The organism is Micromonospora pattaloongensis (genome assembly GCF_900107255.1).
Taxonomy (GTDB): domain Bacteria; phylum Actinomycetota; class Actinomycetes; order Mycobacteriales; family Micromonosporaceae; genus Micromonospora_I; species Micromonospora_I pattaloongensis.
The window spans coordinates 333496-358163 of the sequence record NZ_FNPH01000003.1 but is presented as its reverse complement, the minus strand read 5'-3'; the positions used below and the strand labels follow the sequence as shown (position 1 = coordinate 358163).

Here is a 24668-nt window from a genome sequence, read left to right as displayed (position 1 = left end):
GCGCTGTCCGACGGGATTGATGCTATCGGCGGCCCTCGGGCGCAGGTCAGGGTGGTGACCTACGTCTCACGTGGTGGATGTACCGACACCCGCCGGAAACACGTCGCGGGGGCGATCGGCCGGCCGGTAGCGTCCGCACCATGCCCCCGCATGCCTATCCGCCGAAGCCGAGACCGGGGGACCGGGTCGCGGTCCTGTCGCCCTCCGCCGGGCTGCCGGCGATCTTCCCGCACGTGTACGAGCTCGGGCTGCGCCGGCTGCGCGACCTCTTCGAGCTGGAGCCGGTCGAGTACCCCACCACCCGGGTCATGAACGCCGATCCGCGTGATCGCGCCCGCGACCTCAACGCCGCGTTCGCCGACCCGTCGATCACCGCCGTGCTCGCGACCGTCGGCGGCGAGGACCAGGTGAGGGTGGTGCCCCACCTCGACGAGACGGTGCTGCGCGCCAACCCGAAGCCGTTCTTCGGCTACTCCGACAACACCAACCTGCTGACGCGCCTGTTCGATCTCGGCGTGGTCGCGTACCACGGCGGGTCGGTGCTGGTGCACCTCGGCCGGCCCGGCTCGCCGCACCCGTTGTCGATGCAGTCGCTGCGCGCGGCGCTCTTCACCCACGACTGGCACGAGCTGACCGCCGCCACCGAGTACGGCGACGAGCCGAACGACTGGCGGGACCCGGCGTCGCTCGACCGCCCGCCGGTCATGTTCCCGGCGACGCCGTGGAGCTGGCTCGGTCCCGAACGCGTCGTCGAGGGCCCGCTCTGGGGCGGCAGCCTGGAGGTGCTCTCCTGGATCCTGCAGGCCGGCCGGATCGGGCCGAGTTCGGCGTACGCCGGTTGTGTCTTCGTGCTGGAGACGTCGGAGGCGCTGCCGACGGCGGTCGAGGTCTACCGGATCCTGCGCAACATGGGGGAGCGGGGGCTGCTCGCGGGCTTCCCGGCGGTGCTGGTCGGGCGGCCGAAGGCCTGGGAGTTCGACACGCCGCTCGCACCCGAGCAGAAGCGCGAGTACGCGGCCGCGCAGCGCGCCGCCGTCACCCGCGCGCTGGCCGAGTACGCCCCGGACGCGGTGGTCGTTTTCGACCTCGACATCGGCCACACCGACCCGCAGCTGATCCTCCCGATCGGCGGCACCGCCCGCGTCGACGCCATCCAACAGCGGATCACGGTCCGCTACTGACCGCTGAGCCGGCGGTGTGGGTGCAGCTGTTGCTGCCAGGGCGACAACAGCTGCACCCACACCCCTGGGCGGCCGGGCCGGTGGTCCGGTGGGCGGTGGGTCGCCGGCGGACTAGGCTGGGGACAAACCCCCCGTCCGAGCTGGGCGCGGGGTCCTCGTCGCGCGCCTGTGCAAGGAAGTGAACCCGCATGCAGCTCGCCGGCCTGCTCACCGCCGCCCTCGGCGACCCGGGGCTGGCCCGCGCCCGTGATCTGGCGCGCGCCGGTGGCGCCGACGCCGACGGGCTGAACCTGACCGCGCCCGCGGCGCTGCGCCCGTTCACGGTCGCCGCGGTCGCCGCCGCGGCCCAGGCACAGGGAGCGGGCCGACCGGTGCTGGCGGTCACCGCCACCACGCGGGAGGCCGACGACCTGGCCGCCGCGCTCGGTTGCCTGCTGCCGGGCGAGCAGGTGGCGGTCTACCCGTCGTGGGAGACGCTGCCGCACGAGCGCCTCTCGCCCCGCTCCGACACCGTCGGCCGGCGGCTGGCCGTGCTGCGTCGACTGGCGCACCCCGACGCCGAGGCCGGAGACGGCGCGACCGGCCCGCTGCGGGTGGTGGTCGCCCCGGTCCGGTCGGTGCTGCAGCCGCAGCTGAAGGGGCTCGGCGACCTGGAACCGGTGCGGCTCGCACCGCGCGCCGAGGCGGAGCTGGAGGAGGTCGCCCGCCGGCTGACCGACATGGCGTACGCCCGCGTCGACCTGGTCACCAAGCGCGGTGAGTTCGCGGTCCGCGGCGGCATCCTCGATGTCTTCCCGCCCACCGACGAGCACCCGTCGCGGGTGGAGTTCTGGGGCGACGAGGTGGAGGAGATCCGCACCTTCGCCGTCGCCGACCAGCGCACCATCGAGTCGGTCGAGCGGCTGTGGGCGCCGCCCTGCCGCGAGCTGCTGCTCACCGACGAGGTGCGCGAACGGGCACGAACGCTGGCGCACCAGCACCCGGAGCTCGCGGAGATCCTCGACAAGCTCGGCGAGGGCATCCCGGTCGAGGGGATGGAGTCGCTGGCCCCGGCGCTGCTCGGCGGCGGCGACTCGCTGGAGCTGCTGCTGCACTGCATGCCCGAGGGGACGCACGTGCTGCTCTGCGACCCGGAGCGGATCCGCACCCGGGCGCACGACCTGGTCCGTACCTCCGCGGAGTTCCTGGAGGCGAGCTGGGCCGCGGCCGCGGCCGGCGGCCAGGCCCCGATCGACCTCGGCGCGGCGGCGTTCAAGAGCCTGGCGGAGGTCCGTGCGACCGCGCTGGAGCTGGGCCAGCCCTGGTGGTCGCTGTCGCCGTTCGGTCTGACGGAGGCGGGGCCGGCGCGGACCGAGGAGCCGTGGCGGGACGAGCCGGAGCTGCCGACGACCGTGACCGCCGACCGGGGTGAGGCGATCACGCTCGCGGCGCAGGCGACGCCGCTCTACCACGGCGACACCGGCCGCGTGGTCGACGACCTGAAGCGCTGGGTCGGCGACGGCTGGTCGGTGGCGCTGGTCTTCGAGGGCAAGGGCCCGGCGCAGCGCGCCGTGGAGGTGCTGCGCGACGCCGGGCTGGGCGCGACGACCGCCGAGGCGATCACGACGCCGCCCGGGCCGGGCGAGCTGATCGTCACCTGCGGCTCGCTCAACCACGGTTTCGTCGACGAGGGTTCCCGCTTCGCGATCGTCACCGGCAACGACGTGACCGGCGGGCGGGGCTCGTCGACCCGCGACATGCGCAAGATGCCGAGCCGGCGGCGCAACACCATCGACCCGTTGGAGCTGCGGGCCGGCGACTACGTGGTGCACGAGCAGCACGGCATCGGCCGGTACGTGGAGCTGGTGCAGCGCACCGTCAACGGCGCGGACCGCGAATACCTGGTGATCGAGTACGCCGCGTCGAAGCGGGGGCAGCCCGGTGATCGGCTCTTCGTCCCCACGGACCAGTTGGACCAGCTGTCCCGGTACGTGGGTGGGGAGGCCCCCGCGCTGCACAAGATGGGCGGCTCGGACTGGCAGAAGTCCAAGGCGCGGGCCCGCAAGGCGGTGCGCGAGATCGCCGCCCAGCTGATCCAGCTCTACGCGGCGCGCAAGGCGTCGAAGGGACACGCCTTCGGGCCCGACACGCCGTGGCAGCGCGAGCTGGAGGACGCGTTCCCCTACACCGAGACCCCCGATCAGCTCGCCGCGATCGAGGAGGTCAAGCGGGACATGGAGCAGTCGGTGCCGATGGACCGGCTGATCTGCGGCGACGTCGGCTACGGCAAGACCGAGATCGCGGTGCGCGCGGCGTTCAAGGCGGTGCAGGACGGCAAGCAGGTGGCGGTGCTGGTGCCGACGACCCTGCTCGTGCAGCAGCACTACAACACGTTCGCCGAGCGGATGAGCCAGTTCCCGGTGGAGATCCGGCAGCTGTCGCGCTTCCAGACCCCGCGGGAGGCCACCGAGACGGTCGAGATGGCCGCCGAGGGCACCGCCGACATCGTCATCGGCACCCACCGGATCCTGCAGAAGTCGACCCGGTTCAAGAACCTCGGCATGGTGATCGTCGACGAGGAGCAGCGCTTCGGCGTCGAACACAAGGAGCACCTCAAGCAGCTGCGGGCCGCGGTCGACGTGCTGAGCATGTCCGCCACGCCGATCCCGCGGACGCTGGAGATGGCGATCACCGGAATCCGGGAGATGTCGACGATCGCCACGCCGCCGGAGGAGCGGCACCCGGTGCTGACCTTCGTCGGGGCGTACGACGACCGGCAGGTGGCCGCGGCCATCCACCGGGAGCTGCTCCGCGACGGGCAGGTGTTCTACCTGCACAACAAGGTGGACACGATCGAGAAGGCGGCGCGGCGGATCCGGGAGCTGGTGCCGGAGGCGCGGGTCGCGGTCGCGCACGGCCAGATGAGCGAGGAAGCGCTCGAGAAGGTGATGGTCGGCTTCTGGGAGAAGGAGTTCGACGTCCTGGTCTGCACCACGATCGTCGAGTCCGGCATCGACATCCCGAACGCCAACACCCTGATCGTGGAGCGCGCCGACATGCTGGGTCTGTCCCAGCTGCACCAGATCCGCGGCCGGGTCGGCCGCGGCCGGGAGCGCGCGTACGCCTACTTCCTCTACCCACCGGAGAAGCCGCTGACCGAGCACGCCCACGAGCGGCTGGCGACGATCGCCCAGCACACCGAGCTGGGCGCCGGCATGTACGTGGCGATGAAGGACCTGGAGATCCGCGGCGCCGGCAACCTGCTCGGCGGCGAGCAGTCCGGCCACATCGAGGGCGTCGGATTCGACCTGTACGTGCGGATGGTCGGCGAGGCCGTGCAGGCGTTCAAGGGCGAGCGCCCGGAGGAGCAGCCCGAGGTGAAGGTCGATCTGCCGGTCGACGCGCACCTGCCGCACGACTATGTCGGCGTGGAGCGGCTGCGCCTGGAGATGTACCGCAAGCTGGCCGAGGCGCGCGACGAGACGGCGCTCAAGGAGATCGTCGCCGAGATGACCGACCGGTACGGCGAGCCGCCGGAGCCGGTCGCCAACCTGGTCGCGGTCGCCCGGTTCCGTCTGCTCGCCCGCACGTACGGGCTGACCGACGTGTCGGTGCAGGGCAAGCACGTGCGGTTCGGCCCGATGCCGCTGCCGGACTCCAAGCAGATGCGACTCAAGCGCTACCACCCGGACGCGGTCTACAAGTCGGTGACCGACCAGGTGAGCGTGCCGCGGCCGATGACCCGGCGGGTCGGCGGGGAGCCGCTGCGCGACCAGGCGCTGCTCGACTGGTGCGCGCAGCTGCTCCGCGACGTGCTCGGCGACCCGGTGCCGGCGCTCTCCGCGTAGGTTGCCGCCGGGCCGGTTCCGCGTCGCGCATGATGGAGCGCGGGAGGGGGACACCCGACCCGGAACCGGTCAACGGCCCATGAGAGAGTGTCGACCATGCAGCGTGCCCGTCGTCTGGCGTCGATCCCCGTCATCACGGCGGTCGGCGTCCTCGCCCTGACCGGTTGCCGTTCCGAGCCCGGCGTCGCCGCGTACGTCGGCGATACGAAGATCACCGAGGACCGGGTGACCGCGATCGTCGACGACGTGGCCGAGCAGCTCGGCGACAACGCGGAGATCAAGCCGCCCTCGCGCGGCGTGGTCGTGAGCACGCTGGTGCTCGGCGAGGTGTGCAAGCGGCTGAATCCGCAGCCCGCGCAGCCGGGGCAGCCGGCGATCACGCCCGAGCAGATGGCGCAGGCGCTGCAGGTGCCGCCGACCACGACCTTCGCGGAGGAGTCGGCGCGGCTGCAGACCTGCCTGATGCGCGTTCGGGCCGGTGCGCCGGTCACGCCGACGGCCGAGGAGCTGGCCGAGCTGGTGCGCCGGGGCCGGGAGGCCGGGGCGATCCCGGCCGAGGTCACCGACGAGCAGGCGGTGCAGCGCCTCGACGGCGAGACGCTCCGCGGCGAGCTGGCCCGGCGTAACGCGCTCAACGAGGCGGTGGCGGACCACGACGTCACGGTGAACCCGCGGTACCGTCCGCTGGAGTTCCCGTTGCTGCGCTTCCAGGACAACGCCGCGGCGGTCGGTGTGCCGCTGGGTGAGCCCGGCGCCGACTCGGTGATCGACCGCCGCTGAGCGGGCCTCCGCCCATGACCGGACGAGTCGTCCTGCTGGTCACCTCGCCCCGGCTGCCGGCCGGCCTGCTGAGCGCGGCCGCCTGGGACGCCGTACGCCGGCATCCCGTGCTGACCGCCGCGGAGAGCGAGCTGACCGCGGCGCTGCGGACCGCGGGCGCCGCCGTCACCGTGGTCGGGCCCGGGCCCGTCGATGAGCTGCTGGACGCGGTCGCCGCGCACGGCACCGTCGTCTGGCTCGCCGGCCCGGCGGGCGACGAGGAGCTGGCGCGCCGGCTCGGGCTGCGGCTGGCGCGCGAGCCGGGCCTGGCCGAGCTGGAGTTGATGTACGGCTCGTGGGATCCGGCGGGGGCGCGGCTGCTCGACGCGGTCGCCGTGATGGACCGGCTCGTCTCGCCGGGTGGCGACCCGTGGAAGCGGGCGCAGACGCACTCGACGTTGGCGCAGTTCCTGCTCGAGGAGGCGTACGAGGCGTACGACGCGATCGCGGCCGGCGACCTCGCGGCGCTGCGCGAGGAGCTGGGGGACGTGCTGCTGCAGGTGGTGCTGCACGCCCGCCTCGCCGAGGAGCTTCCGGAGGATGAGCGCTGGAGCGTCGACGACGTCGCCGGCGGGCTGGTCGAGAAGATGATCCGGCGCAACCCGCACGTCTTCGCGGGGGCGCCGGCGGGCACGGTCGAGGAGATCACCGAGAACTGGGATCAGATCAAGCGCGCGGAGAAGGCGCGCGGCTCGGCGATGGACGGGATCGCGCTGACCCAGCCGGCGTTGGCGCTGGCGGCGAAGATCCTGCAGCGCGCGTCCCGGGCCGGGGTCGAGCCGCCGCGGCCGGCGCCCCCGCCCGGCCTGCCGGAGGTCCGCCTGGAGACCGAGGAGACCCTCAGCGCCGCCCTGCTGTCCATCGTCGCCCGTGCCCAGGCGGCCGGGATCGACGCGGAGGCGGCGCTGCGTCGCGCCGCCCTCTCCTACGCCGACGCCGTGCGCGCCGCCGAGCGCTCCACCGACTGACCGCCGCCGCGGGTGGTGAGGCCGAGCGCCAGCCCGAGCGCCACCACCAGGACGCCGAGGGTCTGACCGGGGTCCGGCAGCCGGCCCGCCTGCACGGCGGCGGTGGCCAGCGTGGCCAGCGGCATCACCCCGACGATCATGCCGGCCCGCTCCACGCCGAGCCGGCGCAGCCCGGTGAACCAGGCCAGGAACGCGAGCACCGTCATGAACGCGGCGAGGTAGCCGAGCGTCGCCGCCTCCACCGGGGTGGGCAGTCGCCACCGACCCGGCTCACCGGCCGGGACCGCCGCCACCAGCAGCAGGGGTACGGCGAGCGCGCAGCTGTGCGCGGCCACCCGCACCGGACCGAGGCGCGGGAGCACGGCCGCGGCGAGCAGCGAGAACGCGATTTCGCCGCCGAGCGCCCCGAGCGCGGCGAGCAGGCCGACGGCGTCGGTCCGGCCGGCGCCCTGCACGGCGGCGGTGCCGGCGACCACGATGCCGGCCGCGGCGACCAGCCGGAGCGTCGGGCGCTGACCGCGCAGCAGCGGCCCGAGCAGCGCGAGGCCCAGCGGCGCGGCGCCGATGACGGTCCCCACGGCGGCCGCGTCCGCGTGCGGTAGCGCGACCAGAATGCAGGCGTTGAAGGCGGCCAGCCCGGTCGCCGCGAGCAGGGCGAGGATGCCCCGCTCGCGCGGCGTCGGGCGGGTGCCGGACGGGCGCGGCCGCAGCGGCGCCCGGCGGCCGGCGCGCGGCCCCGGCGGCGGGGTCGGGTGGGCGGCCGGCGCGGCCGCGCCCAGCCGGGGGAATACCCGGGCGATGCCGAAGAGCGCCAGCGCGGCCAGCGCGTACCGGGCCGCCTGCCCGGTCAGCGGCGGATAGTCCAGGATCAGTTGGCTGAGCGAGACCGAGCTGCCGACGATCACCATGCCGAAGACGCAGAGCAGGGTGGCGCGAAGATTCTCCGAGGTCACGGGTCGACGCTAGGGTCGACATTGGTCCGCAGGGCAGGGCCATCCGCGGCGCCTTTTGGAGGACCAAATGTCGGTGCTGGAGGCGCTGGTCGCGCTGGACCGTACCCGGCCGCTGGCCGCGCAGCTCACCGCGGAGCTCCGCGAGGCGATCGCCACCGGCCGTCTGGCGCCGGGGACCCGGCTGCCCTCCAGCCGCGATCTCGCCGCCGACCTGCGGGTGTCGCGCGGCGTGGTGGTCGAGGCGTACGAGCAGCTCGTCGCGGAGGGGCGGGTGGTTGCCCGTCGCGGGGCCGGCACGACCGTCGCCGGGGTCCCCGAGATCCCCGTGATCAGGGGCGACAGCACGCGCCACGCCGACGACACGCCGGAGCTGGTCCCTGATCATCGGGATCGGCGGGTGTTGCGGCCGGGGGTGCCGGACCTGTCGCGGTTTCCGCGGGGCTGGTGGGTGCGGGCGTACGAGCGGGCGGTGCGGGGAGTGCGGGACGACGAGCTCGGGTACGGGGATCCGGCGGGGGCGCCGCGGCTGCGCGGGGAGTTGGCGGGCTATCTCGGGCGGGTGCGGGGAGCGCGGATCGCGCCGGATCACCTGGTCGTGACGACCGGGGCGGCGCAGGCGTTCGGGCTGCTCGCCGCGGCGTTGCGCGCGGACGGGCACGACGCGGTCGGCGTGGAGGAACCGGGCAGCGTCGGGGTGCGCGACGAGCTGCACGGGCACGGGTTGCGTACGGTGCCGCTGCCGGTCGACGCCGACGGTCTGGACCCGGCCGCGCTCGACCGTGCCGGCCTGCCCGCGGTGCTGGTCACCCCGGCGCACCAGTTCCCGACCGGGGTGGTGCTCTCCCCGGCGCGCCGCTCGGCGCTGCTGGCCTGGGCGCGGCGCACCGGCGGCCTGATCGTCGAGGACGACTACGACGCCGAGTTCCGGTACGACCGCGACCCGGTCGGCTGCCTGCAGGGGCTCGCGCCCGAGCACGTGGCGTACGTGGGATCGGCCAGCAAGGGGCTCGCCCCCGGGCTGCGGTTGGGGTGGCTGGCCGTGCCGCCCCGACTGCGCGCGGCGGTGCTCGCCGGCAAGGAGATCGCCGACCTGGGCGGTCCGGTCCTGGAGCAGCTCGCCTTCGCGGAACTGCTGGCCGCCGGCGGCTACGACCGGCACCTGCGGCGGGTGCGCCGGGTGTACCGGGCGCGTCGCGACGCGCTGGTCGACCAGCTGCGCCGGCACCTGCCCGCCGCCCGGGTCTCCGGGGTCGCCGCCGGGCTGCACCTCGTCGTCGAGCTGCCGGACGGGGTCGACGACGAGGCGCTCGCCCGGGCGGCGTACGCGGTCGGGCTCGGGCCGCTGCCGCTGCGCCGACTCCGGATCGTGCCCGGCGGCCCGCCCGGTCTGGTCCTCGGGTACGCCGCGCACACCCCGGACGAGCTGTCCCGCGCGGTGCGCGCGCTCGCCGCGCTCGTCCCCTAGATTCTCCTCATGCCGCAGTTCGTGCCGCTCGCCGAGCGGATCGTCGACGCCCTCCTGGACAGCAGCCCGGCGCTCGCCGCCGACGCCGGCGACCACCGCGGCGACGACCGGCTGCCGGACCTGTCCGCCGGCGCGGTCGCCGAGGAGGTGGCGATGCTGCGCGACGCCGCCGGCGCGCTCTCCGGGGTGGACGACGACGCGCTCGACCCGCAGGAGCGCGTCGACCACGCGGTGCTGACCGCCATGGTGGAGCGGCGGCTCTTCGAGCGGACCGAGGTGCGCGAGCACGAGTGGAACCCGCTGGCGCACAACCCGGGGCCGCTGCTGCACGCCCTGATCGCGCGGCCGTTCGCGCCGGTCGACGTCCGTCTGGCCAGCCTCGCCGGTCGGCTCGCCGCGGTGCCCGACGCGCTGGCCACCGCCCGGGCCACGCTGCGCGACGTGCCGCGGATCCACGCCGAGACCGCGCTCGGCCAGTTCGCGGGCACCGCGGCGTTGATCCGGGACGAGCTGCCCGGGCTGCTCGCCGCGGCCCCCGGGCTGCGGGCCACCGTCGAGCCGGTGGCCGCCGACGCGGTCGCCGCGCTGGACGGTTTCGTGGCGTGGCTGCGCGCGGGGTTGGCCGCCGGGAAGCCGGGGCGCGACCCGCGGCTCGGACGGCGGCTCTGGGAGGCGCGGCTCTGGCACACCCTGGACACCGAGCTCTCCGCCGCGCAGGTGCTGTCCCGCGCCGAGATCAACCTGGAGCGGGTGACCGGCGAACTCCGGGAGGCGGCCGCCGAACTGGCCGACGGCCCGGCGAGCGACGAATCGGTCCGCCGCGCGCTCGACCTGCTCGCCGCCGAGCACCCCGACGACGCCTCGATCGTGGAGCTGGCCCGGCACACGATGGAGGAGACGACGGGGTTCGTCGACGAACACCAGCTGGTGTCGCTGGTCGACGATCCGTGCGTGATCCAGGAGATGCCGGAGTTCGCGCGTGGGGTCGTGGTCGCCTACTGCGACCCGCCCGGCCCGTTGGAGACCGCGGCCGTGCCGACCTTCTACTGCATCGCGCCCACCCCGGCCGACTGGCCGGCGCAGCGCGTCGAGTCGTTCTACCGCGAGTACAACGACCACATGATCCGCAACCTGACCGTGCACGAGGCGATGCCGGGACACTTCCTGCAGCTCGCGCACGCCCGGCGGTTCGCGGGCACCACCCGGGTGCGGGCGATCGGCTACTCCGGCCCGTTCGTCGAGGGCTGGGCCGTCTATGCCGAGGAGCTGATGACCCGGCACGGGTTCGGCGGGCTGCCGGTGCGGTTGCAGCAGCTGAAGATGCAGCTGCGGATGAGCATCAACGCGATCCTCGACCAGCTCGTGCACTGCGAGGAGCTGCCGGAGGCGGAGGCGATGGCGTTGATGACCGGGCGCGGCTTCCAGGAGGAGGGGGAGGCGGCCGGCAAGTGGCGCCGGGCGCTGCTCACCTCGACGCAGCTCTCCACGTACTTCGTCGGCTACTCCGAGGTCGCCGAGATCGCCGCCGCCCGCCCCGCGGGCACCACGCAGCGGCAGTGGCACGACGCGATGCTGGCGCACGGCTCGCCGCCGCCGCGCCACCTGTGGACGCTGCTCAACACCTAGGCGCTACCGCGCGGCCCCCGCCCGGCGGTCGACGATCCGCGCGTCGCCGGGCGGCTCGAAGGCCGCGGCGTCGACGGACTCCCGGTAGCGGCTCATCGCGATGTCGACGTGCTTCCCGCCGACCACCCCGGCGAAGCTGCCGAGGACGCCGTCGGTGGTGATGCAGGCGTCGAAGCTCGACGCCGCCGCGTTCTTCACCTGCTGCACCTGCACGCAGGTGGCGTGCCGGCCGGCGATGGTGGTGTCGTGCTGCTTGATGATCGCGTCGGCGTCGAGGGCGGCGGCGGTCAGCAGTCCGATCACCACGGTCGGGGTGACGAGACCCTGCTGCGCCGCGTCGGCGAAGACCGTCGCCGGGGGCCTGGCGCCCGGCGACGGGGGTGGCGTCACCGTGCAGGTGCTGCCCGTCCCGGCGCCGCGGCACTCCGTGGTCCCCTCGTCGGTGACGATCACCCGGCCGCCGGGGTAGATGTAGGCCGAGCGCGGTGGCTGCGGCGTACGGGCGATCGTCGCGGTGGCCGCCCCGGCGAGCTGGTAGTCCGCGGCGTACGTGAGCTCGCCGGAGTGGTCGAGCCGGGCGGCGAGGTCGTTGACCAGATCTGCGCGACCGATCACCTGACCGGCGTCGTCGAGGGTCTGACAGCCCGCGCCGGCGATGAGCGTCCCCGCGGCGGCGCACAGCAGCAGGGTCCGGGTCAGGCGTGACGGAGCAGGCATGCGGATCAGCCTTGTTCATGGCGTCACGTCGGCGCAATCCGGTTGGCAATCTCCGGGTGGTTGGTCTGGAATATCCGTCAGTACGCAGTGCGGCCGCGCCGACGGTGCGGTGTGGAGGCAGTGACCGGCGCCACGGGCCGGCCCGATACGCTGACCACCGGTAACGGTCGCACCGTCGCGACCCGGAGAACGACCACGAGGAGCGACACGACAGTGGCCACCATTGAGGGAATCGTCGCCAGGGAGATCCTCGACTCGCGCGGCAACCCGACCGTTGAGGTCGAGATCGGGCTCGACGACGGCACCATCGCCCGCGCCGCCGTGCCGTCCGGCGCGTCGACCGGCGCGTTCGAGGCGATCGAGCTGCGCGACGGCGACACCGAGCGCTACAACGGCAAGGGCGTCGAGCGCGCCGTCGCCAACATCGAGGACCGGATCGTCGACGAGCTGATCGGGTACGAGGCCAGCGAGCAGCGCCTGATCGACCAGCGGATGCTCGACATCGACGGCACCCCCGACAAGTCCGCCCTCGGCGCGAACGCGATCCTCGGCGTGTCGCTCGCCGTGGCCAAGGCGGCCGCCGCCAGCGCCGAACTGAGCCTCTTCCGTTACCTGGGCGGCCCCAACGCGCATGTGCTGCCGGTGCCGATGATGAACATCCTCAACGGCGGGGCGCACGCCGACTCCAACGTCGACGTGCAGGAGTTCATGATCGCGCCGATCGGCGCGCCGACCTTCCGGGACGCGCTGCGCTCCGGCGCCGAGGTCTACCACAAGCTCAAGTCCGTGCTGAAGAAGAAGGGGCTCGGCACCGGGCTCGGCGACGAGGGCGGCTTCGCCCCCAACCTGCCGACCAACGCCGCCGCCCTGGATCTGATCGCCGAGGCCGTCGAGGCCGCCGGCTACCGGCTCGGCGCCGACATCGTGCTGGCGCTGGACGTCGCCGCCACGGAGTTCCACTCCGACGGCGCGTACGTCTTCGAGGGCGCCAAGAAGTCGTCCGAGGAGATGACGGACTACTACGCGAAGCTGGCCGAGACGTACCCGATCGTGTCCATCGAGGACCCGCTCGCCGAGGACGACTGGGCCGGCTGGGCGACGCTCACCGCGGCGCTCGGCGACAAGATCCAGATCGTCGGCGACGACCTGTTCGTCACCAACCCGCAGCGGATCAGCCGCGGCATCGCCGAGCGCGCCGCCAACGCCGTCCTGGTCAAGGTGAACCAGATCGGTTCGCTGACCGAGACCCTCGACGCGGTCGACCTGGCCCACCGCAACGGCTTCCGCTGCATGATGAGCCACCGTTCCGGCGAGACCGAGGACACCACGATCGCCGACCTGGCGGTGTCGACCGGCTGCGGCCAGATCAAGACCGGCGCGCCGGCCCGCTCCGAGCGGGTGGCGAAGTACAACCAGCTGCTGCGCATCGAGGAGGAGCTGGCGGACGCGGCGCGCTACGCCGGCGCCTCCGCGTTCCCGCGGTACCGTTCCGCGTAAACCTGGCGACGGGGGAGGGGGTGCCACGGCGATGACGCAACGCCGTACGCCGAGCGGGCAGGGTCCGGCCCGCCGGCCGGGACAGCCCGGCCGCGGCGGGACCCGCGGCGCCGTCCGCGGCTCGCGGGTCGAGCCGCGCGCCGCCGCTGGTCGCACCCCCGCGTCCGGCCGCTCCGCCGACGCCGTGCGCTCGGCGAGCCGCCCCGCGGCGGCCCGCCGGGCGGCGGCCGGTGGCGCAGCCAAGCGCACCTCCGCCCCCCAGCCACGCCGCTTCACGGGCCGGGCCACCGTCCTGATCGCCGTCCTCGTCACGCTGGCCCTCGGCTACACCTACCCGGTGCGGCTCTACCTGAGCCAGCAGTCCGAGATCGCCCGGATGGAGGCCGCCCAGGAGGCGCAGCGCCAGAAGATCGGGGAGCTGACCGAGGAGGCGGCGAAGTGGAAGGACGACGAGTACGTCCGCATCCAGGCCCGCAAGCGCTTCTACATGGTCTACCCGGGTGAGATGCCGATGGTGGTCCTCTCCGACCCGGAGGGGGCGGCGCGGGACGCTGGCATCGACCCCGCCGCGGCCAGGACGCAGCCCCCGGAGCCCTGGCGGGACACGCTGTGGTCGAGCATCCAGGCCGCCAACACCGAAAGGCCCAACGGGTGATCGTGAACGCGAGGCGTGCGCGGAGCGGGCCCCGCAGTCGCGAACGGAGATCAACCGTATGACCGTCGTACCGCCGGAGCAGCCGGCCGCTGAGGTCGTACCTCCGCCGGAGCGGCAACCGGCCACGGAGCGGGACCTCGCCGCGGTGGCCGAGCAGCTCGGACGCCCGCCGCGCGGCACCCGGGCCGTCGCGCACCGCTGCCCCTGCGGCAACCCCGACGTCGTCGAGACCACGCCGCGGCTGGCCGACGGCACCCCGTTCCCGACGCTCTACTACCTCACCTGCCCCCGCGCGACCAGCGCGTGCAGCCGACTGGAGTCGGCGGGGGTGATGAAGGAGATGGCCGACCGGCTCGCCGCCGACCCCGAGCTCGCCGCCCGGTACCGCGCCGCGCACGAGGACTACCTGGCGCGGCGCGAGGCGATCGGCGAGGTCCCGGAGATCGCCGGCATCTCGGCGGGCGGGATGCCCGGCCGGGTGAAGTGCCTGCACGTGCACCTCGGGCACGCGCTGGCCGCGGGCCCCGGCGTCAACCCGTTCGGCGACGAGACGCTCGCGCTGATCGAGCCGTGGTGGCTGGCCGGCCCGTGCGTGGAGCCGGGCTAGTGGGGTCCGCAGTGGCGCTGCGGCGGGCCCGCACCGCCGACGTGCGCGGCATCCGCCGGCTGGTCGACACCTACCGCGGTCCCGGACCCAAGCTGCTCGACAAGGCCACCGTCACGCTCTACGAGGACATCCAGGAGTTCTGGGTGGCGGTCCGGGAGTCCGATGGCGCGATCGTCGGCTGCGGGGCGCTGCACGTGATGTGGGAGGACCTGGCCGAGATCCGCACGGTCGCGGTCGACCCGGAGTGCCGGGGCATGAAGATCGGGCACCAGATCGTCGCCGAGCTGCTCGCGGTGGCCCGCGACCTCGGGGTGGCGCGGGTCTTCGTGCTCACCTTCGAGACCGGGTTCTTCGGCTCGTTCGGGTTCGTCGAGATCGACGGCGCCCCGGTGCCGCAGCCGGTTTACGAGCAGCTGCTGCGCTCGTACGACGAGGGGGTCGCGGAGTTCCTGGAGCTGGAGCGGGTCAAGCCCAACACCCTCGGCAACACCCGCATGCTCCTCCACCTGTAGCCGCGATCTCTCGTAGGGTTGGCGGCGTGACGACCAGAGTGGCGGCGATCGACTGCGGAACGAACTCCATCCGGCTCCTCGTGGCCGACCTGCCCCCGGCCGGGGCCGGTCCGGACGCGCCGCTCGTCGACGTCGTCCGGCGCATGACGATCGTGCGGCTCGGCGAGGGGGTGGACCGGACCGGCCGGCTCTCCGCGGCCGCGATCGAGCGCACCCGGGTCGCGCTGGCCGCGTACGCGGCGGAGATCGAGTCGCTCGGGGCACGGCGGGTGCGGATGTGCGCCACCTCCGCCTCGCGCGACGCGGAGAACGCCGAGGAGTTCCGGGCGATGGTGTCGGCGACGCTCGGCGTGCCGCCCGAGGTGGTCACCGGCGACGAGGAGGCGCGGCTCTCCTTCACGGGTGCGGTGCGCGGGCTGGCGGCCGACGCCCGCCCGCCCTACCTGGTGGTCGACATCGGGGGCGGCTCCACCGAGTTCGTCCTCGGCGACACGACCGTGCACGGGGCGATCTCCGTCGACATCGGGTGCGTCCGGATGACCGAGCGGCACCTGCGCAGCGACCCGCCCACCGCCGAGGAGATCGCCGCTGCCGAGGCGGACGTCACCGCGGTCGTCGACCGGGCGCTCGCCGCCGTGCCGGGGCGCGACGCGGCGACCCTGGTCGGCGTCGCCGGGTCGGTCACCACGGTCGCGGCGATCGCGCTCGGGCTGCCGGCGTACGACTCGGAGCGGATCCACCGGGCGCGCGTCTCGTACGACGAGGTGGCGAAGGTGACCGCGGATTTGCTCGGGCGGTCGGTGGCGCAGCGGATGGAGATCCCGGTGATGCATCCGGGGCGGGCCGACGTGATCGGCGCGGGGGCGCTGGTCTTGCGGATCATCATGGAGCGCGCCGGCATGACGTCGATGGTCGCCAGCGAGCACGACATCCTCGACGGCATCGCCTGGAGCCTCGCGGAGACCGCAGGATAGGTAGTTTTCCCAGCGTGTGGCCGGTATGATTTCCATATGGTCACCACGGTCAATCTGCCTGAAGGGCTGCACGAGCGGCTCAAGCAGCTCGCCGAGCGGGAGCACCGGTCGATGAACGCCACCATCGTCGTGGCGCTTGAGGAGTACGTCTCGGCGCACAGCCGTCGCGCGAAGGTGCGGGATCTTGCGCGGGAGGTTGCGCTGCGCGACGCCGAACTGTTGCGGCGGTTGGCGGAGTGATCAGTTACCTCGAGGTCGACGACCTCGTGGAGATCGCCTCGATTGTGTTGGGTGAAGCACCGCAGGTCCGTGACTTCGGTTTGCTCTCCTCGGCGGTGGTCCGCCCGGCCACCGTGGCGTTCGGCCAGGAGGCGTACGCCGACCTCTGGAGCAAGGCCGCCGCGCTGCTCCACTCGGTTTGCATGAACCACGCGCTGATCGACGGAAACAAGCGTCTCGCCTGGGCGGCGGCGCGCGTTTTCCTGGCTCTCAACGAGGTGCCGGTTCAGGACGTTGATGTTGACCAAGCCGAGGCTCTCGTGATGTCGGTGGCCAGCGGAACGCTCACCGAGGTGCCCGACATCGCCCGGGAGCTCCGCAAGCTTTATGTCTGATCCATCCGCACAGATCCTGTCGCAGATGCCGGACGGCATCGCCTGGTCGCTCGCCTGACTGTTCTCTCTCCCGCGCGCCTTTCGATCAAGGGATTCCCCGTCGATCACGGCTCGTTCACGCGATCGAAGATCGACGCTGATCCCCGCGTATCGCAAGTACTGTGCTCTTGACGCTACCTCGCATTGCGAAGTAGCGTGTCCGACGTGGACACCACCCAGTTGCTCAAAGGGGTGCTGGATCTCGCGGTCCTCGCCGTCCTGCGTGCCGAGGACGGCTACGGATACGACATCATGCGCCGCCTGCGCGCCGCCGGTCTCGAAGAGATCGGCGACGCCTCCGTGTACGGGACGCTGCGCCGGCTCTTCAACGCCGGGCTGCTGACGACCTACGTGGTCCCGAGCGAGGAGGGGCCGCACCGCAAGTACTACGCCCTCAACGCCGCCGGCCGGGACCAGCTCGACCGCTCCGGCAAGGTGTGGCGGGCCTTCGCATCCACCATGGACAGTCTGCTCGACGATCGGGGGGTGGCGGCGTGACCGTCACGGAGCAGTCAGAGATCGCGCGCTACGTCGAGGCCGTCCGCGCGGCCCTCGCCGACCTGCCGCCGGCGGCCCGCGACGAGCTGTTGGAGGAGCTGCCCGAACACCTCGCCGAGGTGGCGGCGGAGACCGACGGCCCGCTGGCCGACCGGCTCGGGCCGCCGGAGGCGTACGCCGCGGAGCTGCGCGCCGCCGCCGGCATCGCGCCGCCGGACGCGCCGGCCCGCGACCTGGACGCCCGGATCGCCGCGCTCGTGGCGCGGCTGCGCCGCCGGGCGCGGGCGGTGGACGTCAAGGCCGGCCCCCTCATCGGGTACGCCACGGCCAGCGAGTACCTGCGCCTGCTCCGGCCGGCCTGGTGGGTACTGCGCGGCTACCTCGTGGCGCTGTTCGTGTCGGAGATCAGTGGCGGCCACTCGGGTCTGCTGCCCCGGCTGGGCGACAGCGGGCTCGCGGGGCTGCTGCTGCTCGTCGCGTGTGTGCTCGGCTCGATCTGGTTGGGCCGGCGCACCGGCCGGCTGACCCGCTGGCCGCGGTACGCGCTCACCGTCGGCACCGTGTTCCTGGCCTTCTTCGCCCTCGTCGCGCTGGCGCAGGTGGACGGTCGGGCCCGCTCCGGCGGCTACTACACGCCGTCCTTCAACGACAACCCGTACTCGCACGTCCAGGACGTCTACGTCTACGACGGCGAGGGCCGGTTGGTGGAGAATGCGCGGCTCTTCGACCAGAACGGTGAGCCCATCCGGCTCGGATACCCGTGGTGTCCCGAGGCGGACATGGGGGCCTTCGACAAGATGCGGCATCCGGGTTATCCGTACTGCCCGGCGCAGGCGCCGTTCCGGGTCGGCGGCGCCGCTCCCACCGCCACGGCTCCCGCGGTCCCGCCGGCCGCCCCGGGACCGCCGTCGGTCCCGGTCGCTCCATCCGCGACCCCGGCGCCGTCCGGGAGCCCGACACCGGCCGCCACGCCGACGCCGTCGGCCACTGGCTGAAACCCGACACGGGGTAGCGGGGCGGAAGTCCGATCGCTACGGTGGCCTGCGCTGAAAGTTTCCTGAGAGGATTATTCGTGTCTGAGCAGGTCACCCCGCCCCCGTCCACGCCCGCGGCTCCGGTGCCGCCGCCCGGCGCGCCGGTCCCGCCGCAGGCCGGGGGCCCGGTCCCGCCGCAGCCCGGCGCTTTCCCGCCGCCGGGCGCGCCGGTGCCGCCGGGCGCTCCGGTCCCGCCGTACACCGCGGGGGCGCCGGTCGAGCCGCCGCACAAGTCGGGCGCCGGCAAAAAGCTGGCCGGCATCCTGACCGCGGTCGTGGCCTTCGTGGTCGTCGCCGCGCTGAAGTTCGGGCTCGCCAGCGCGATCGGGGCCGTCTTCTTCGGCGACAAGTTCGAGGACGCGAAGGCGGGCGACTGCCTGGCGGTGAAGTCCGAAGACGACACCGAGCTGGTCGAGTGCGGCGACGCCGCGGCGAACAACAAGCTGCTGGGCAAGGTGGACGGCATGACGCAGGCCCAGTTCGACCTCAGCGACAACCCCTGCACGGCCTACCCGACCGCCGAGTCCGCCGTGTGGAGCGGCAAGGAGGGCAAGAAGGGCTACGTGCTGTGCCTGGAGCCGATCAAGAAGTAACCGGTTCCCCCCTAAAACGGCGGCGTGGCGTATGCCAGATCAGAAGGAGGCGTACGCCACGTCGCCGTCGCCTTCCCCGTCCCGCTCGGCCGTGGCAGGCTACCCGCACACACGAGCGCCACTGTGCGACCAGCCAACGATGACTGACCGACAGGAGGACGGCCGATGGGCGAAATGGTGACCTATCGCAGCAACGGGGGCACCAGCCAGGGATATCTCGCGCTGCCGGCCGTCGACAGTGGCGCGGGGAGCCCGGCGGTCATCGTGATCCAGGAGTGGTGGGGGCTCGTCCCGCACATCACCGCGGTGGCGGACCGCTTCGCCGCCGAGGGCTTCGTCGCGCTCGCCCCCGACCTGTACCGCGGGGCGCGAACCGGCGAGCCCGACGACGCGCGCCGGCTGCTGATGGGACTGGCCATGGATCAGGCCGCGCGGGACATCGCGGGCGCGGCCGACTACCTCGTACAGCGGCCGGAGGTGAGTGGCAACGTCGGCGCGGTCGGGTTCTGCGCCGGGGGCAGCCTCGCGCTCTGGTCGGCGACGCTCTCCGATCGGATCGTCGCCACCGTCGGGTTCTATCCGGCCCTGCCGTGGGAGCGGATGCGGCCGGAGTGGTCCGACTACGCCGGCAAGGCCGCGCTGATCCACTGCTCCGAGGAGGACGGCACGTCCGCCGCCGAGGGCATCCGGACCGCGAAGGAGTGCATCGAGAAGGCCGGCGGCGAGTGCACGCTCTACGACTACCCGGGCACCCGGCACGCGTTCTTCAACGACGATCGGCCGGAGGTCTACGATCGGTCGGCGTCCTCCAGCGCGTGGGCGCGGACGCTGGAGTTGCTGCGGACGCGGCTCGGCTGACCGCGCCGCCGGTCGGATCGGCACACGCGCTACCCGCCCGGGGGCGCGCCGACGCGTGAGCGAGGTGAGAAATCCGGTGAGCCGTACCGCGGCCGACGTCGCCGCCCGGGCGCGGCTCGCGAGCGATCTCACGGAGCTCGACGGTGCCATCTCCGGCTGTTACGCCTGCCCGCGCCTGGTCGCGTGGCGGGAGGAGGTGGCCGCGACGCGGCGGGCGGCGTTCCGCGACCAGGAGTACTGGGGCCGGCCGCTGCCCGGATTCGGCACGGCCGACGCGCGGATCGCGATCCTCGGGCTCGCGCCGGCCGCGCACGGCGGCAACCGCACCGGCCGGATCTTCACCGGCGACCGCTCCGGCGACGTGCTCTTCGCCGCACTGCACCGCGCCGGGCTCGCCAACCAGCCGACCAGCGTCGCGCTCGACGACGGGCTCGCGCTCCGGGACACCCGGATCTTCGCGGCCGTCCGGTGCGCCCCACCGGCCAACAAGCCGACGCCGGTCGAGCGCGACACCTGCGCGCCCTGGTTCCACCGCGAGCTCGAATTGATCCGCCCGACGCTGCGCGTCGTGGTCGCGCTCGGCGCGTTCGCCTGGGCGGCGTGGTGGCCCGCGATGGCCGCCGCGTACGGCGTACGGCCGCCGACGCCACGCCCGGTCTTCGGGCACGGGACGCACTGGTCGGAGCCGGGGCTGCCCGTGCTGCTGGGCAGTTACCACGTGAGCCAGCAGAACACGTTCACCGGCCGGCTGACCCCGGCGATGCTGGACGAGGTGTTCGCCCGGGCGAAGACGCTCGCCGGGGTGCCGTGATGGCGCCGCCTCCCCGTCCGCCGGCGTCCGGGTCGTAGTCCACGATGGATTTCGCCGCTCTCCGTCGCCTCTGGCCGTTGACCGCGGTCGCGCTGCTGCTCGGCCTCGCCGCCGTCGCGGCCGCGCACTCGTCGCTGCGCTTCACCCGCGTCGAGCGGCCGATCGAGGAGGTGCCCGCGCTGCCGGACTACGCGGAGCCGCCCACCGCGCCCACCGCGTCGCCGCAGGCCGTGGCCGCGGCCGAGCAGACGGAGCTGCCGGACTGGATCGCAACCGCCGCGATCGCGCTCTGCGTCGCGGCGGTGATCGTGGTCATGGCGCTGGTGCTCCGCGCGACCCTCCGCGACCTGCTCCGGCGGCGCGACCGGGCACGCTCCGCCCGGAGCTCGGCGACCCGTACCGCCGCGGACGTGGTCGCGGCGCTCGACGCCGGCCTGGTGGACCTGTCGGACTCCGACGCCGATCCGCGCCGGGCGGTGATCGCCTGCTGGGTGCGGCTCGAGCAGGCGGCGGCCGCCGCCGGCACGCCCCGCAAGATCGGGGACACCCCGACCGACCTCGTCACCCGGCTGCTCTCCGGGCACGGACCGGACGGCGGGCCGGCCGTGGTCAGCGCCGAGGTCCTCGCCGCCTTCGCGCACGTCTACCGGGAGGCGCGGTACGCCACCCACGCCGTCGACGAGCGGATGCGGGCGCAGGCCCGTACCGCGCTGCAGCGGCTCCGCACGGAGCTGACCGCGGGAGCCGCGTCGTGACGGGGCGCGGCGGGGCGGTGGCATGAGCGAGATCGCGAGCATCGACGACCTGCTGCACCACGAGGAGGAGCCGCCGCCCGCGCGGCACGCGCCGCGCCGGGGACTGGGCCCGTGGGTGTGGACGGTCCTCATCGCGCTGGGCCTCACCGCGGTCACCGTGGTCGGGCTGCGGATCGTCGGGGTGGGGCTCCCGGTCGTGGTGGTGTTCGCCGGGTTCCTGGCCCTGCTGACGTTGCGGCGGTTCACCGCACAGGTGGCGGCGCCGCCGCCCGGACGCGCGGGCGGCTATCGCCGCTCCGGCGGCGATCCGGCGGGCTACGACTGGGGCCCGGAGGACGGGTTGCGGACGGCGGTGGCCGGCTGGGAGCGGCGGCTCGGCGGCGTCGGTGGGGAGACCAGGGACCTGTCCCGGACCGTGCAGGCGCTGATCGGCGAGCTCGCGGACGAGCGGCTGCGGCAGCGGCACGGGTGCACCCGGTCCAGCGACCCGGTTCGCGCCCGTACGCTGCTCGGTGATCTGTTGTGGAAGTTCCTGACCGCCGCGAGACCGCGCAAACCGACGCCCCGCGACTGCGCGGCGATCGCCGCGCGATTGGAGGAACTATGAACGAGACCGTGTCCGTTCCGACCGTCGAGGTGGGACGGCTGGCGCGCGCGGTGCTCGACGCGGTCGGCACGGTCGTGGTGGGCAAGCGTGAGGCGCTGGAGCTGGTGATCTCCGGCATCCTGGCCGGCGGCCACGTGCTGCTGGAGGACCTGCCGGGCCTGGGCAAGACGCTCACCGCCCGCTCGTTCGCCCAGGCGCTCGGGTTGGACTTCCGGCGGCTGCAGTTCACGCCCGACCTGCTCCCCGCCGATGTCACCGGCTCGTTCCTCTACGACCAGCGTCGCGGCGACTTCACCTTCCGGGCGGGTCCGGTCTTCACCAACCTGCTGCTGGCCGACGAGATCAACCGCACCCCGCCGAAGACCCAGGCCGCGTTGCTGGAGGCGATGCAGGAGAAGCAGGTCTCGGTGGAGGGCGTGACGTACCGGCTTGACGCGCCGTTCCACGTGCTGGCCACCGCCAACCCCATCGAGTACGAGGGCACCTACCCGCTGCCCGAGGCGCAGCTCGACCGGTTCCTGCTGCGGGTCTCGTTCGGCTATCCCGGCCGCGAGGAGGAGTGGGACGTCCTCCGTCGCCGGATGTCGCGGCGGCAGGAGGAGGCCGAGCTGGAGCCGGTGGTGGACGCCGCGACGCTGCGCGCCATGCAGGCCGCGCTGGAGAACGTGGTGGTGGAGGATTCCATCGGCCGGTACATCGTCGAGCTGACCGCGGCGACCCGCGAGCACGGCTCGGTGCTGGTCGGCGCGTCCCCGCGCGGCTCGCTCGCGCTGCTGCTGCTCTCCCGCGCCCGCGCCGCGCTCGCCGGCCGCGACTACGTGATTCCCGAGGACGTCAAGGAGTCCGCGGTGCCGGCCCTGGCGCACCGGATCACGCTGCGCCCGGAGATGTGGCTGCGCCGCGTCGACCCGTCCTTCGTGGTCGCCGAGGTCCTCGAGCAGACGCCCGCCCCGGCCAGCGGCGCGCTGCCCACGTACGCCGGTGGGTTCGGGCCTTCGCCGCGGCCCGGCGGTGACTACCTGACCGATCCCGAGCCGTCGCGGCGCCCGGCGCCATGACCGACGCCGCGACGCGGCTGCGGGCCGCGGTGCCGGGCCCCGACGCGGGCGAGCCGGAGGCGTTGGCGCCGGAGTGGGCGCCGACCCGCGCACTCGGCCGGGCGGTGCTGCTGACCGGGCTGCTCCTGATCGCCGGGGTGCTGCTCGGCCGGGTCGACCTGGTCGTGCTCGCCACCCCGTTCGCGCTCGGCACCGCGTACGCGATGCGGCGCCGCCCGTCGGCCGCGCCGCTGGTGCGGCTCGACGCCGACGACGCGCAGCTGGTCGAAGGGGGAGTCGTCACCGCGACGGTGACGGTGGGCAACCCGGATCGCGTCCACTACGACCTGGTGGTGGTCCGCACCCTGGTCTCCCCGTGGCTGCGGGTCGACGCCGCCGGTCCCGCCGGCCACGCGCGCCCGGCCCGGGGTGTGCCGGACCGGCCGTTCGCGGTGCGGGTGGAGCGGGACGACGAGGTGGGGCTGGAGTTGCGCGGTACCGCGCTGCGCTGGGGGAGACAGCCGATCGGCCCGGCCGCCGCCCGGGTGGCCGCCTGCGACGGCCTGCTCGCCGGCCGGTCGATGCTGACCGGCGCCCGGGGGGTCCGCGTCTACCCGGTGACCGAGCCGTTCGACGCGGACGAGGCGATGCCGCGGGCCGCCGGGCTGGTCGGCGGGCACCGCTCGCGCCGGCCGGGAGAGGGCGGCGAGCTGGCCGGGGTGCGGATCTTCGGCCCCGGCGACCGGCTGCGCCGTGTGGACTGGCGGGTCTCGCTGCGGACCCGGCAGCTGCACGTGGCCGCCACGCTCTCCGACCGGGACGCCGAGGTGGTGCTCCTGCTCGACGTGCTCGCCGAGGCGGGGCGCTCCGGCGGCGTGCACGGCCGCGCGTCCGTGCTGGACACCACCGTGAGGGCGGCCGCGGCGATCGCCGAGCACTACCTGCACCGCGGCGACCGGGTCTCGATGCTCGAGTACGGGCCGGCCGCGCGCCGGCTGCGTCCCGCGACCGGCCGACGGCAGTACCTGACGGTGCTGGAGTGGCTGCTCGACGTGCGGGTCGAGTCGTCGCCGTACGAGCCGTACGACGAGGTGTTCGGGCCGCATCTGCTCTCCTCCAACGCCCTGGTGGTGGTGTTGACGCCGCTGGTCGACCCGCGTTCGGCGGCGATGCTGGCCCGGCTGGCCCGCTCCGGCCGGTTCGTCGTCGCGGTCGACACGCTGCCCGAGCAGAGCGCGCCGCCGCGTCGCGGACAGTGGACGGAGGTCGCCCACCGGATGTGGCGACTGGACCGGGAGAACACGATCGGGCAACTCCGCGAGCACGGGGTGCCGGTCGTCGCCTGGGCCGGCGCGGGGAGCCTCGACCTGGTGCTGCGCGACGTGGCGCGGCTGGCGTCCGCGCCGAAGGCGGTGGGGCGGTGATCGACCGGGTGCGCCTGCTCCGTACCGCGGCGAACCGCGCCACCCTCGCGCCGGTGCTGGTACGGGTCGCGGTCTTCCTCAGCGCGCTGCTGAGCTTCGCGTTCGCGTACCCGGTGCCGCTGCTCACCGGCCGGTCGCTGCTGCTCCTGCTGGCGGTGGCCGCGCTGCCGGCGCTCGCGCCGCGCCGCGCGGCGCCGACGGTGGTCGTGCTGGTCGCGGTCGGCGGGTGGCTGCTCGCGACCACCGGGTACGGCGAGCCGGTGGTGCTGTGGCGCCTGCTCGGCCTGGCCGGGTTCCTCTACCTCACGCACACCCTCGCGGCGCTCGCCGCGGCGCTGCCCTACGACGCGGTCGTCGCCCCCGAGATGGTCGGCCGCTGGGTCGCCCGGGCGCTCGGCGTGCTGCTCGGTTCGGCGGTGCTGGCGGTGCTGCTGCTCTTCGTCGCCGGTCGGGGCGGCGACCGTCCGTTCCTCGCCGCGGCGCTGGCCGGCCTGGCCGTGGCGGTCGCCGTCGCGGCGCTGCTGGCCCGGTTGCTGCGTCGCGGATAGCGGGCCAGTCGCGCAGCTCACACCGGCGTCCTCGGTCACAGAAGCCCCT

Annotated in this window: 24 protein-coding genes and 1 pseudogene; 23 read left to right on the top strand and 2 right to left on the bottom strand. The window is 74.1% G+C overall.

Annotation, left to right across the window (positions count from 1 at the left end):
- Nucleotides 1–140 precede the first annotated feature (140 nt).
- From BLW47_RS11065 to BLW47_RS11050, 4 genes are all read left to right on the top strand, one after another.
- Nucleotides 141–1181: a S66 family peptidase gene (locus BLW47_RS11065; protein WP_091555232.1), complete on the top strand. Its 1041-nt coding sequence runs from the start codon at nucleotides 141–143 to the stop codon at nucleotides 1179–1181.
- Nucleotides 1182–1369: 188 nt separating this feature from the next.
- Nucleotides 1370–5008 carry a transcription-repair coupling factor gene (gene mfd, locus BLW47_RS11060; RefSeq protein WP_091555229.1) on the top strand — a complete coding sequence of 1213 codons (3639 nt, stop codon included), beginning with the start codon at nucleotides 1370–1372 and terminating at the stop codon, nucleotides 5006–5008.
- Nucleotides 5009–5104: 96 nt separating this feature from the next.
- Nucleotides 5105–5788, top strand: coding sequence for a hypothetical protein (locus BLW47_RS11055; RefSeq protein ID WP_091555785.1), 684 nt, complete (start codon nucleotides 5105–5107; stop codon nucleotides 5786–5788).
- A 14-nt stretch (nucleotides 5789–5802) separates the two neighbouring features.
- Nucleotides 5803–6795, top strand: coding sequence for a nucleoside triphosphate pyrophosphohydrolase (locus tag BLW47_RS11050; RefSeq protein ID WP_091555227.1), 993 nt, complete (start codon nucleotides 5803–5805; stop codon nucleotides 6793–6795).
- On the opposite strand, the gene BLW47_RS11045 is transcribed toward BLW47_RS11050, so the two are convergent.
- Nucleotides 6753–7748, bottom strand: coding sequence for a DMT family transporter (locus tag BLW47_RS11045; RefSeq protein WP_091555225.1), 996 nt, complete (start codon nucleotides 7746–7748; stop codon nucleotides 6753–6755). The genes BLW47_RS11050 and BLW47_RS11045 overlap by 43 nt on opposite strands.
- A gap of 67 nt (nucleotides 7749–7815) precedes the next feature.
- Between BLW47_RS11045 and pdxR the strand changes: the two genes are divergently transcribed.
- Together pdxR and BLW47_RS11035 are read left to right on the top strand one after the other, a co-directional pair.
- On the top strand, nucleotides 7816–9213 hold the full coding sequence (gene pdxR, locus BLW47_RS11040) for a MocR-like pyridoxine biosynthesis transcription factor PdxR (RefSeq protein ID WP_091555224.1): 1398 nt from the start codon (nucleotides 7816–7818) through the stop codon (nucleotides 9211–9213).
- Nucleotides 9214–9222: 9 nt separating this feature from the next.
- Nucleotides 9223–10839 carry a DUF885 domain-containing protein gene (locus BLW47_RS11035; protein ID WP_091555221.1) on the top strand — a complete coding sequence of 539 codons (1617 nt, stop codon included), beginning with the start codon at nucleotides 9223–9225 and terminating at the stop codon, nucleotides 10837–10839.
- Nucleotides 10840–10842: 3 nt separating this feature from the next.
- On the opposite strand, the gene BLW47_RS11030 is transcribed toward BLW47_RS11035, so the two are convergent.
- Nucleotides 10843–11556 (bottom strand): hypothetical protein, encoded by a 714-nt coding sequence (locus BLW47_RS11030; RefSeq protein ID WP_091555218.1) that lies wholly within the window; start codon nucleotides 11554–11556, stop codon nucleotides 10843–10845.
- A gap of 213 nt (nucleotides 11557–11769) precedes the next feature.
- On the opposite strand from BLW47_RS11030, the gene eno reads away from it, so the two are divergent.
- The 17 genes and pseudogenes from eno to BLW47_RS10945 all read left to right on the top strand — a co-directional run bounded on the left by eno (nucleotide 11770) and on the right by BLW47_RS10945 (nucleotide 24619).
- On the top strand, nucleotides 11770–13053 hold the full coding sequence (gene eno, locus BLW47_RS11025) for a phosphopyruvate hydratase (RefSeq protein WP_091555216.1): 1284 nt from the start codon (nucleotides 11770–11772) through the stop codon (nucleotides 13051–13053).
- A gap of 31 nt (nucleotides 13054–13084) precedes the next feature.
- On the top strand, nucleotides 13085–13708 hold the full coding sequence (locus BLW47_RS11020; RefSeq protein ID WP_091555215.1) for an FtsB family cell division protein: 624 nt from the start codon (nucleotides 13085–13087) through the stop codon (nucleotides 13706–13708).
- Between the two features lie 58 nt (nucleotides 13709–13766).
- Nucleotides 13767–14315, top strand: coding sequence for a DUF501 domain-containing protein (locus BLW47_RS11015; RefSeq protein WP_091555213.1), 549 nt, complete (start codon nucleotides 13767–13769; stop codon nucleotides 14313–14315).
- Entirely contained in the window at nucleotides 14315–14827 is a 513-nt protein-coding gene (locus BLW47_RS11010) for an amino-acid N-acetyltransferase (protein ID WP_091555211.1), read from the top strand. The genes BLW47_RS11015 and BLW47_RS11010 overlap by 1 nt, the downstream gene beginning before the upstream one ends.
- 38 nt (nucleotides 14828–14865) lie before the next feature.
- The gene (locus BLW47_RS11005; protein WP_091555209.1) at nucleotides 14866–15801 is read left to right on the top strand and encodes a Ppx/GppA phosphatase family protein; all 936 of its coding nucleotides are present in this window, start codon (nucleotides 14866–14868) and stop codon (nucleotides 15799–15801) included.
- A 36-nt stretch (nucleotides 15802–15837) separates the two neighbouring features.
- On the top strand, nucleotides 15838–16041 hold the full coding sequence (locus BLW47_RS11000) for a FitA-like ribbon-helix-helix domain-containing protein (protein WP_091555207.1): 204 nt from the start codon (nucleotides 15838–15840) through the stop codon (nucleotides 16039–16041).
- Nucleotides 16038–16415 (top strand): type II toxin-antitoxin system death-on-curing family toxin, encoded by a 378-nt coding sequence (locus tag BLW47_RS10995; protein ID WP_091555205.1) that lies wholly within the window; start codon nucleotides 16038–16040, stop codon nucleotides 16413–16415. Before BLW47_RS11000 ends, BLW47_RS10995 begins: the two co-directional genes overlap by 4 nt.
- A 204-nt stretch (nucleotides 16416–16619) precedes the next feature.
- The gene (locus BLW47_RS10990) at nucleotides 16620–16952 is read left to right on the top strand and encodes a PadR family transcriptional regulator (protein ID WP_091555781.1); all 333 of its coding nucleotides are present in this window, start codon (nucleotides 16620–16622) and stop codon (nucleotides 16950–16952) included.
- A complete protein-coding gene (locus BLW47_RS10985) occupies nucleotides 16949–17947 on the top strand; it encodes an HAAS signaling domain-containing protein (protein WP_091555203.1) in 999 nt (332 codons plus the stop codon). The genes BLW47_RS10990 and BLW47_RS10985 overlap by 4 nt, the downstream gene beginning before the upstream one ends.
- 77 nt (nucleotides 17948–18024) lie before the next feature.
- On the top strand, nucleotides 18025–18579 hold the full coding sequence (locus BLW47_RS10980; protein WP_139307243.1) for an LppU/SCO3897 family protein: 555 nt from the start codon (nucleotides 18025–18027) through the stop codon (nucleotides 18577–18579).
- Nucleotides 18580–18744: 165 nt separating this feature from the next.
- Nucleotides 18745–19437: a dienelactone hydrolase family protein gene (locus tag BLW47_RS10975; protein WP_091555200.1), complete on the top strand. Its 693-nt coding sequence runs from the start codon at nucleotides 18745–18747 to the stop codon at nucleotides 19435–19437.
- A 76-nt stretch (nucleotides 19438–19513) separates the two neighbouring features.
- Nucleotides 19514–20248, top strand: coding sequence for a uracil-DNA glycosylase (locus BLW47_RS10970; protein ID WP_091555198.1), 735 nt, complete (start codon nucleotides 19514–19516; stop codon nucleotides 20246–20248).
- A 44-nt stretch (nucleotides 20249–20292) separates the two neighbouring features.
- Nucleotides 20293–21003 (top strand): DUF4129 domain-containing protein, encoded by a 711-nt coding sequence (locus BLW47_RS10965; RefSeq protein ID WP_091555197.1) that lies wholly within the window; start codon nucleotides 20293–20295, stop codon nucleotides 21001–21003.
- 22 nt (nucleotides 21004–21025) lie between these two features.
- A complete protein-coding gene (locus BLW47_RS10960; protein ID WP_091555195.1) occupies nucleotides 21026–21610 on the top strand; it encodes a hypothetical protein in 585 nt (194 codons plus the stop codon).
- Nucleotides 21607–22596: pseudogene (locus BLW47_RS10955) on the top strand (AAA family ATPase); the annotation flags it as partial. The gene BLW47_RS10960 and the pseudogene BLW47_RS10955, both read left to right, overlap by 4 nt.
- A 68-nt stretch (nucleotides 22597–22664) precedes the next feature.
- Nucleotides 22665–24071, top strand: a complete 1407-nt coding sequence (locus tag BLW47_RS10950; RefSeq protein ID WP_091555192.1) for a DUF58 domain-containing protein — start codon at nucleotides 22665–22667, stop codon at nucleotides 24069–24071.
- On the top strand, nucleotides 24068–24619 hold the full coding sequence (locus BLW47_RS10945) for a hypothetical protein (protein WP_091555190.1): 552 nt from the start codon (nucleotides 24068–24070) through the stop codon (nucleotides 24617–24619). The genes BLW47_RS10950 and BLW47_RS10945 overlap by 4 nt, the downstream gene beginning before the upstream one ends.
- Nucleotides 24620–24668 lie beyond the last annotated feature (49 nt).

Bases quoted from the DNA above. Each gene is read 5' to 3' on its own strand.
- BLW47_RS11065 (WP_091555232.1), top strand. From the start codon at position 141: ATGCCCCCGCATGCCTATCCGCCGAAGCCGAGACCGGGGGACCGGGTC.
- mfd (WP_091555229.1), top strand. From the start codon at position 1,370: ATGCAGCTCGCCGGCCTGCTCACCGCCGCCCTCGGCGACCCGGGGCTG.
- BLW47_RS11055 (WP_091555785.1), top strand. From the start codon at position 5,105: ATGCAGCGTGCCCGTCGTCTGGCGTCGATCCCCGTCATCACGGCGGTC.
- BLW47_RS11050 (WP_091555227.1), top strand. From the start codon at position 5,803: ATGACCGGACGAGTCGTCCTGCTGGTCACCTCGCCCCGGCTGCCGGCC.
- pdxR (WP_091555224.1), top strand. From the start codon at position 7,816: ATGTCGGTGCTGGAGGCGCTGGTCGCGCTGGACCGTACCCGGCCGCTG.
- BLW47_RS11035 (WP_091555221.1), top strand. From the start codon at position 9,223: ATGCCGCAGTTCGTGCCGCTCGCCGAGCGGATCGTCGACGCCCTCCTG.
- BLW47_RS11030 (WP_091555218.1), bottom strand. From the start codon at position 11,556: ATGCCTGCTCCGTCACGCCTGACCCGGACCCTGCTGCTGTGCGCCGCC.
- BLW47_RS11020 (WP_091555215.1), top strand. From the start codon at position 13,085: ATGACGCAACGCCGTACGCCGAGCGGGCAGGGTCCGGCCCGCCGGCCG.
- BLW47_RS11015 (WP_091555213.1), top strand. From the start codon at position 13,767: ATGACCGTCGTACCGCCGGAGCAGCCGGCCGCTGAGGTCGTACCTCCG.
- BLW47_RS11000 (WP_091555207.1), top strand. From the start codon at position 15,838: ATGGTCACCACGGTCAATCTGCCTGAAGGGCTGCACGAGCGGCTCAAG.
- BLW47_RS10975 (WP_091555200.1), top strand. From the start codon at position 18,745: ATGGGCGAAATGGTGACCTATCGCAGCAACGGGGGCACCAGCCAGGGA.
- BLW47_RS10965 (WP_091555197.1), top strand. From the start codon at position 20,293: ATGGATTTCGCCGCTCTCCGTCGCCTCTGGCCGTTGACCGCGGTCGCG.
- BLW47_RS10960 (WP_091555195.1), top strand. From the start codon at position 21,026: ATGAGCGAGATCGCGAGCATCGACGACCTGCTGCACCACGAGGAGGAG.
- BLW47_RS10950 (WP_091555192.1), top strand. From the start codon at position 22,665: ATGACCGACGCCGCGACGCGGCTGCGGGCCGCGGTGCCGGGCCCCGAC.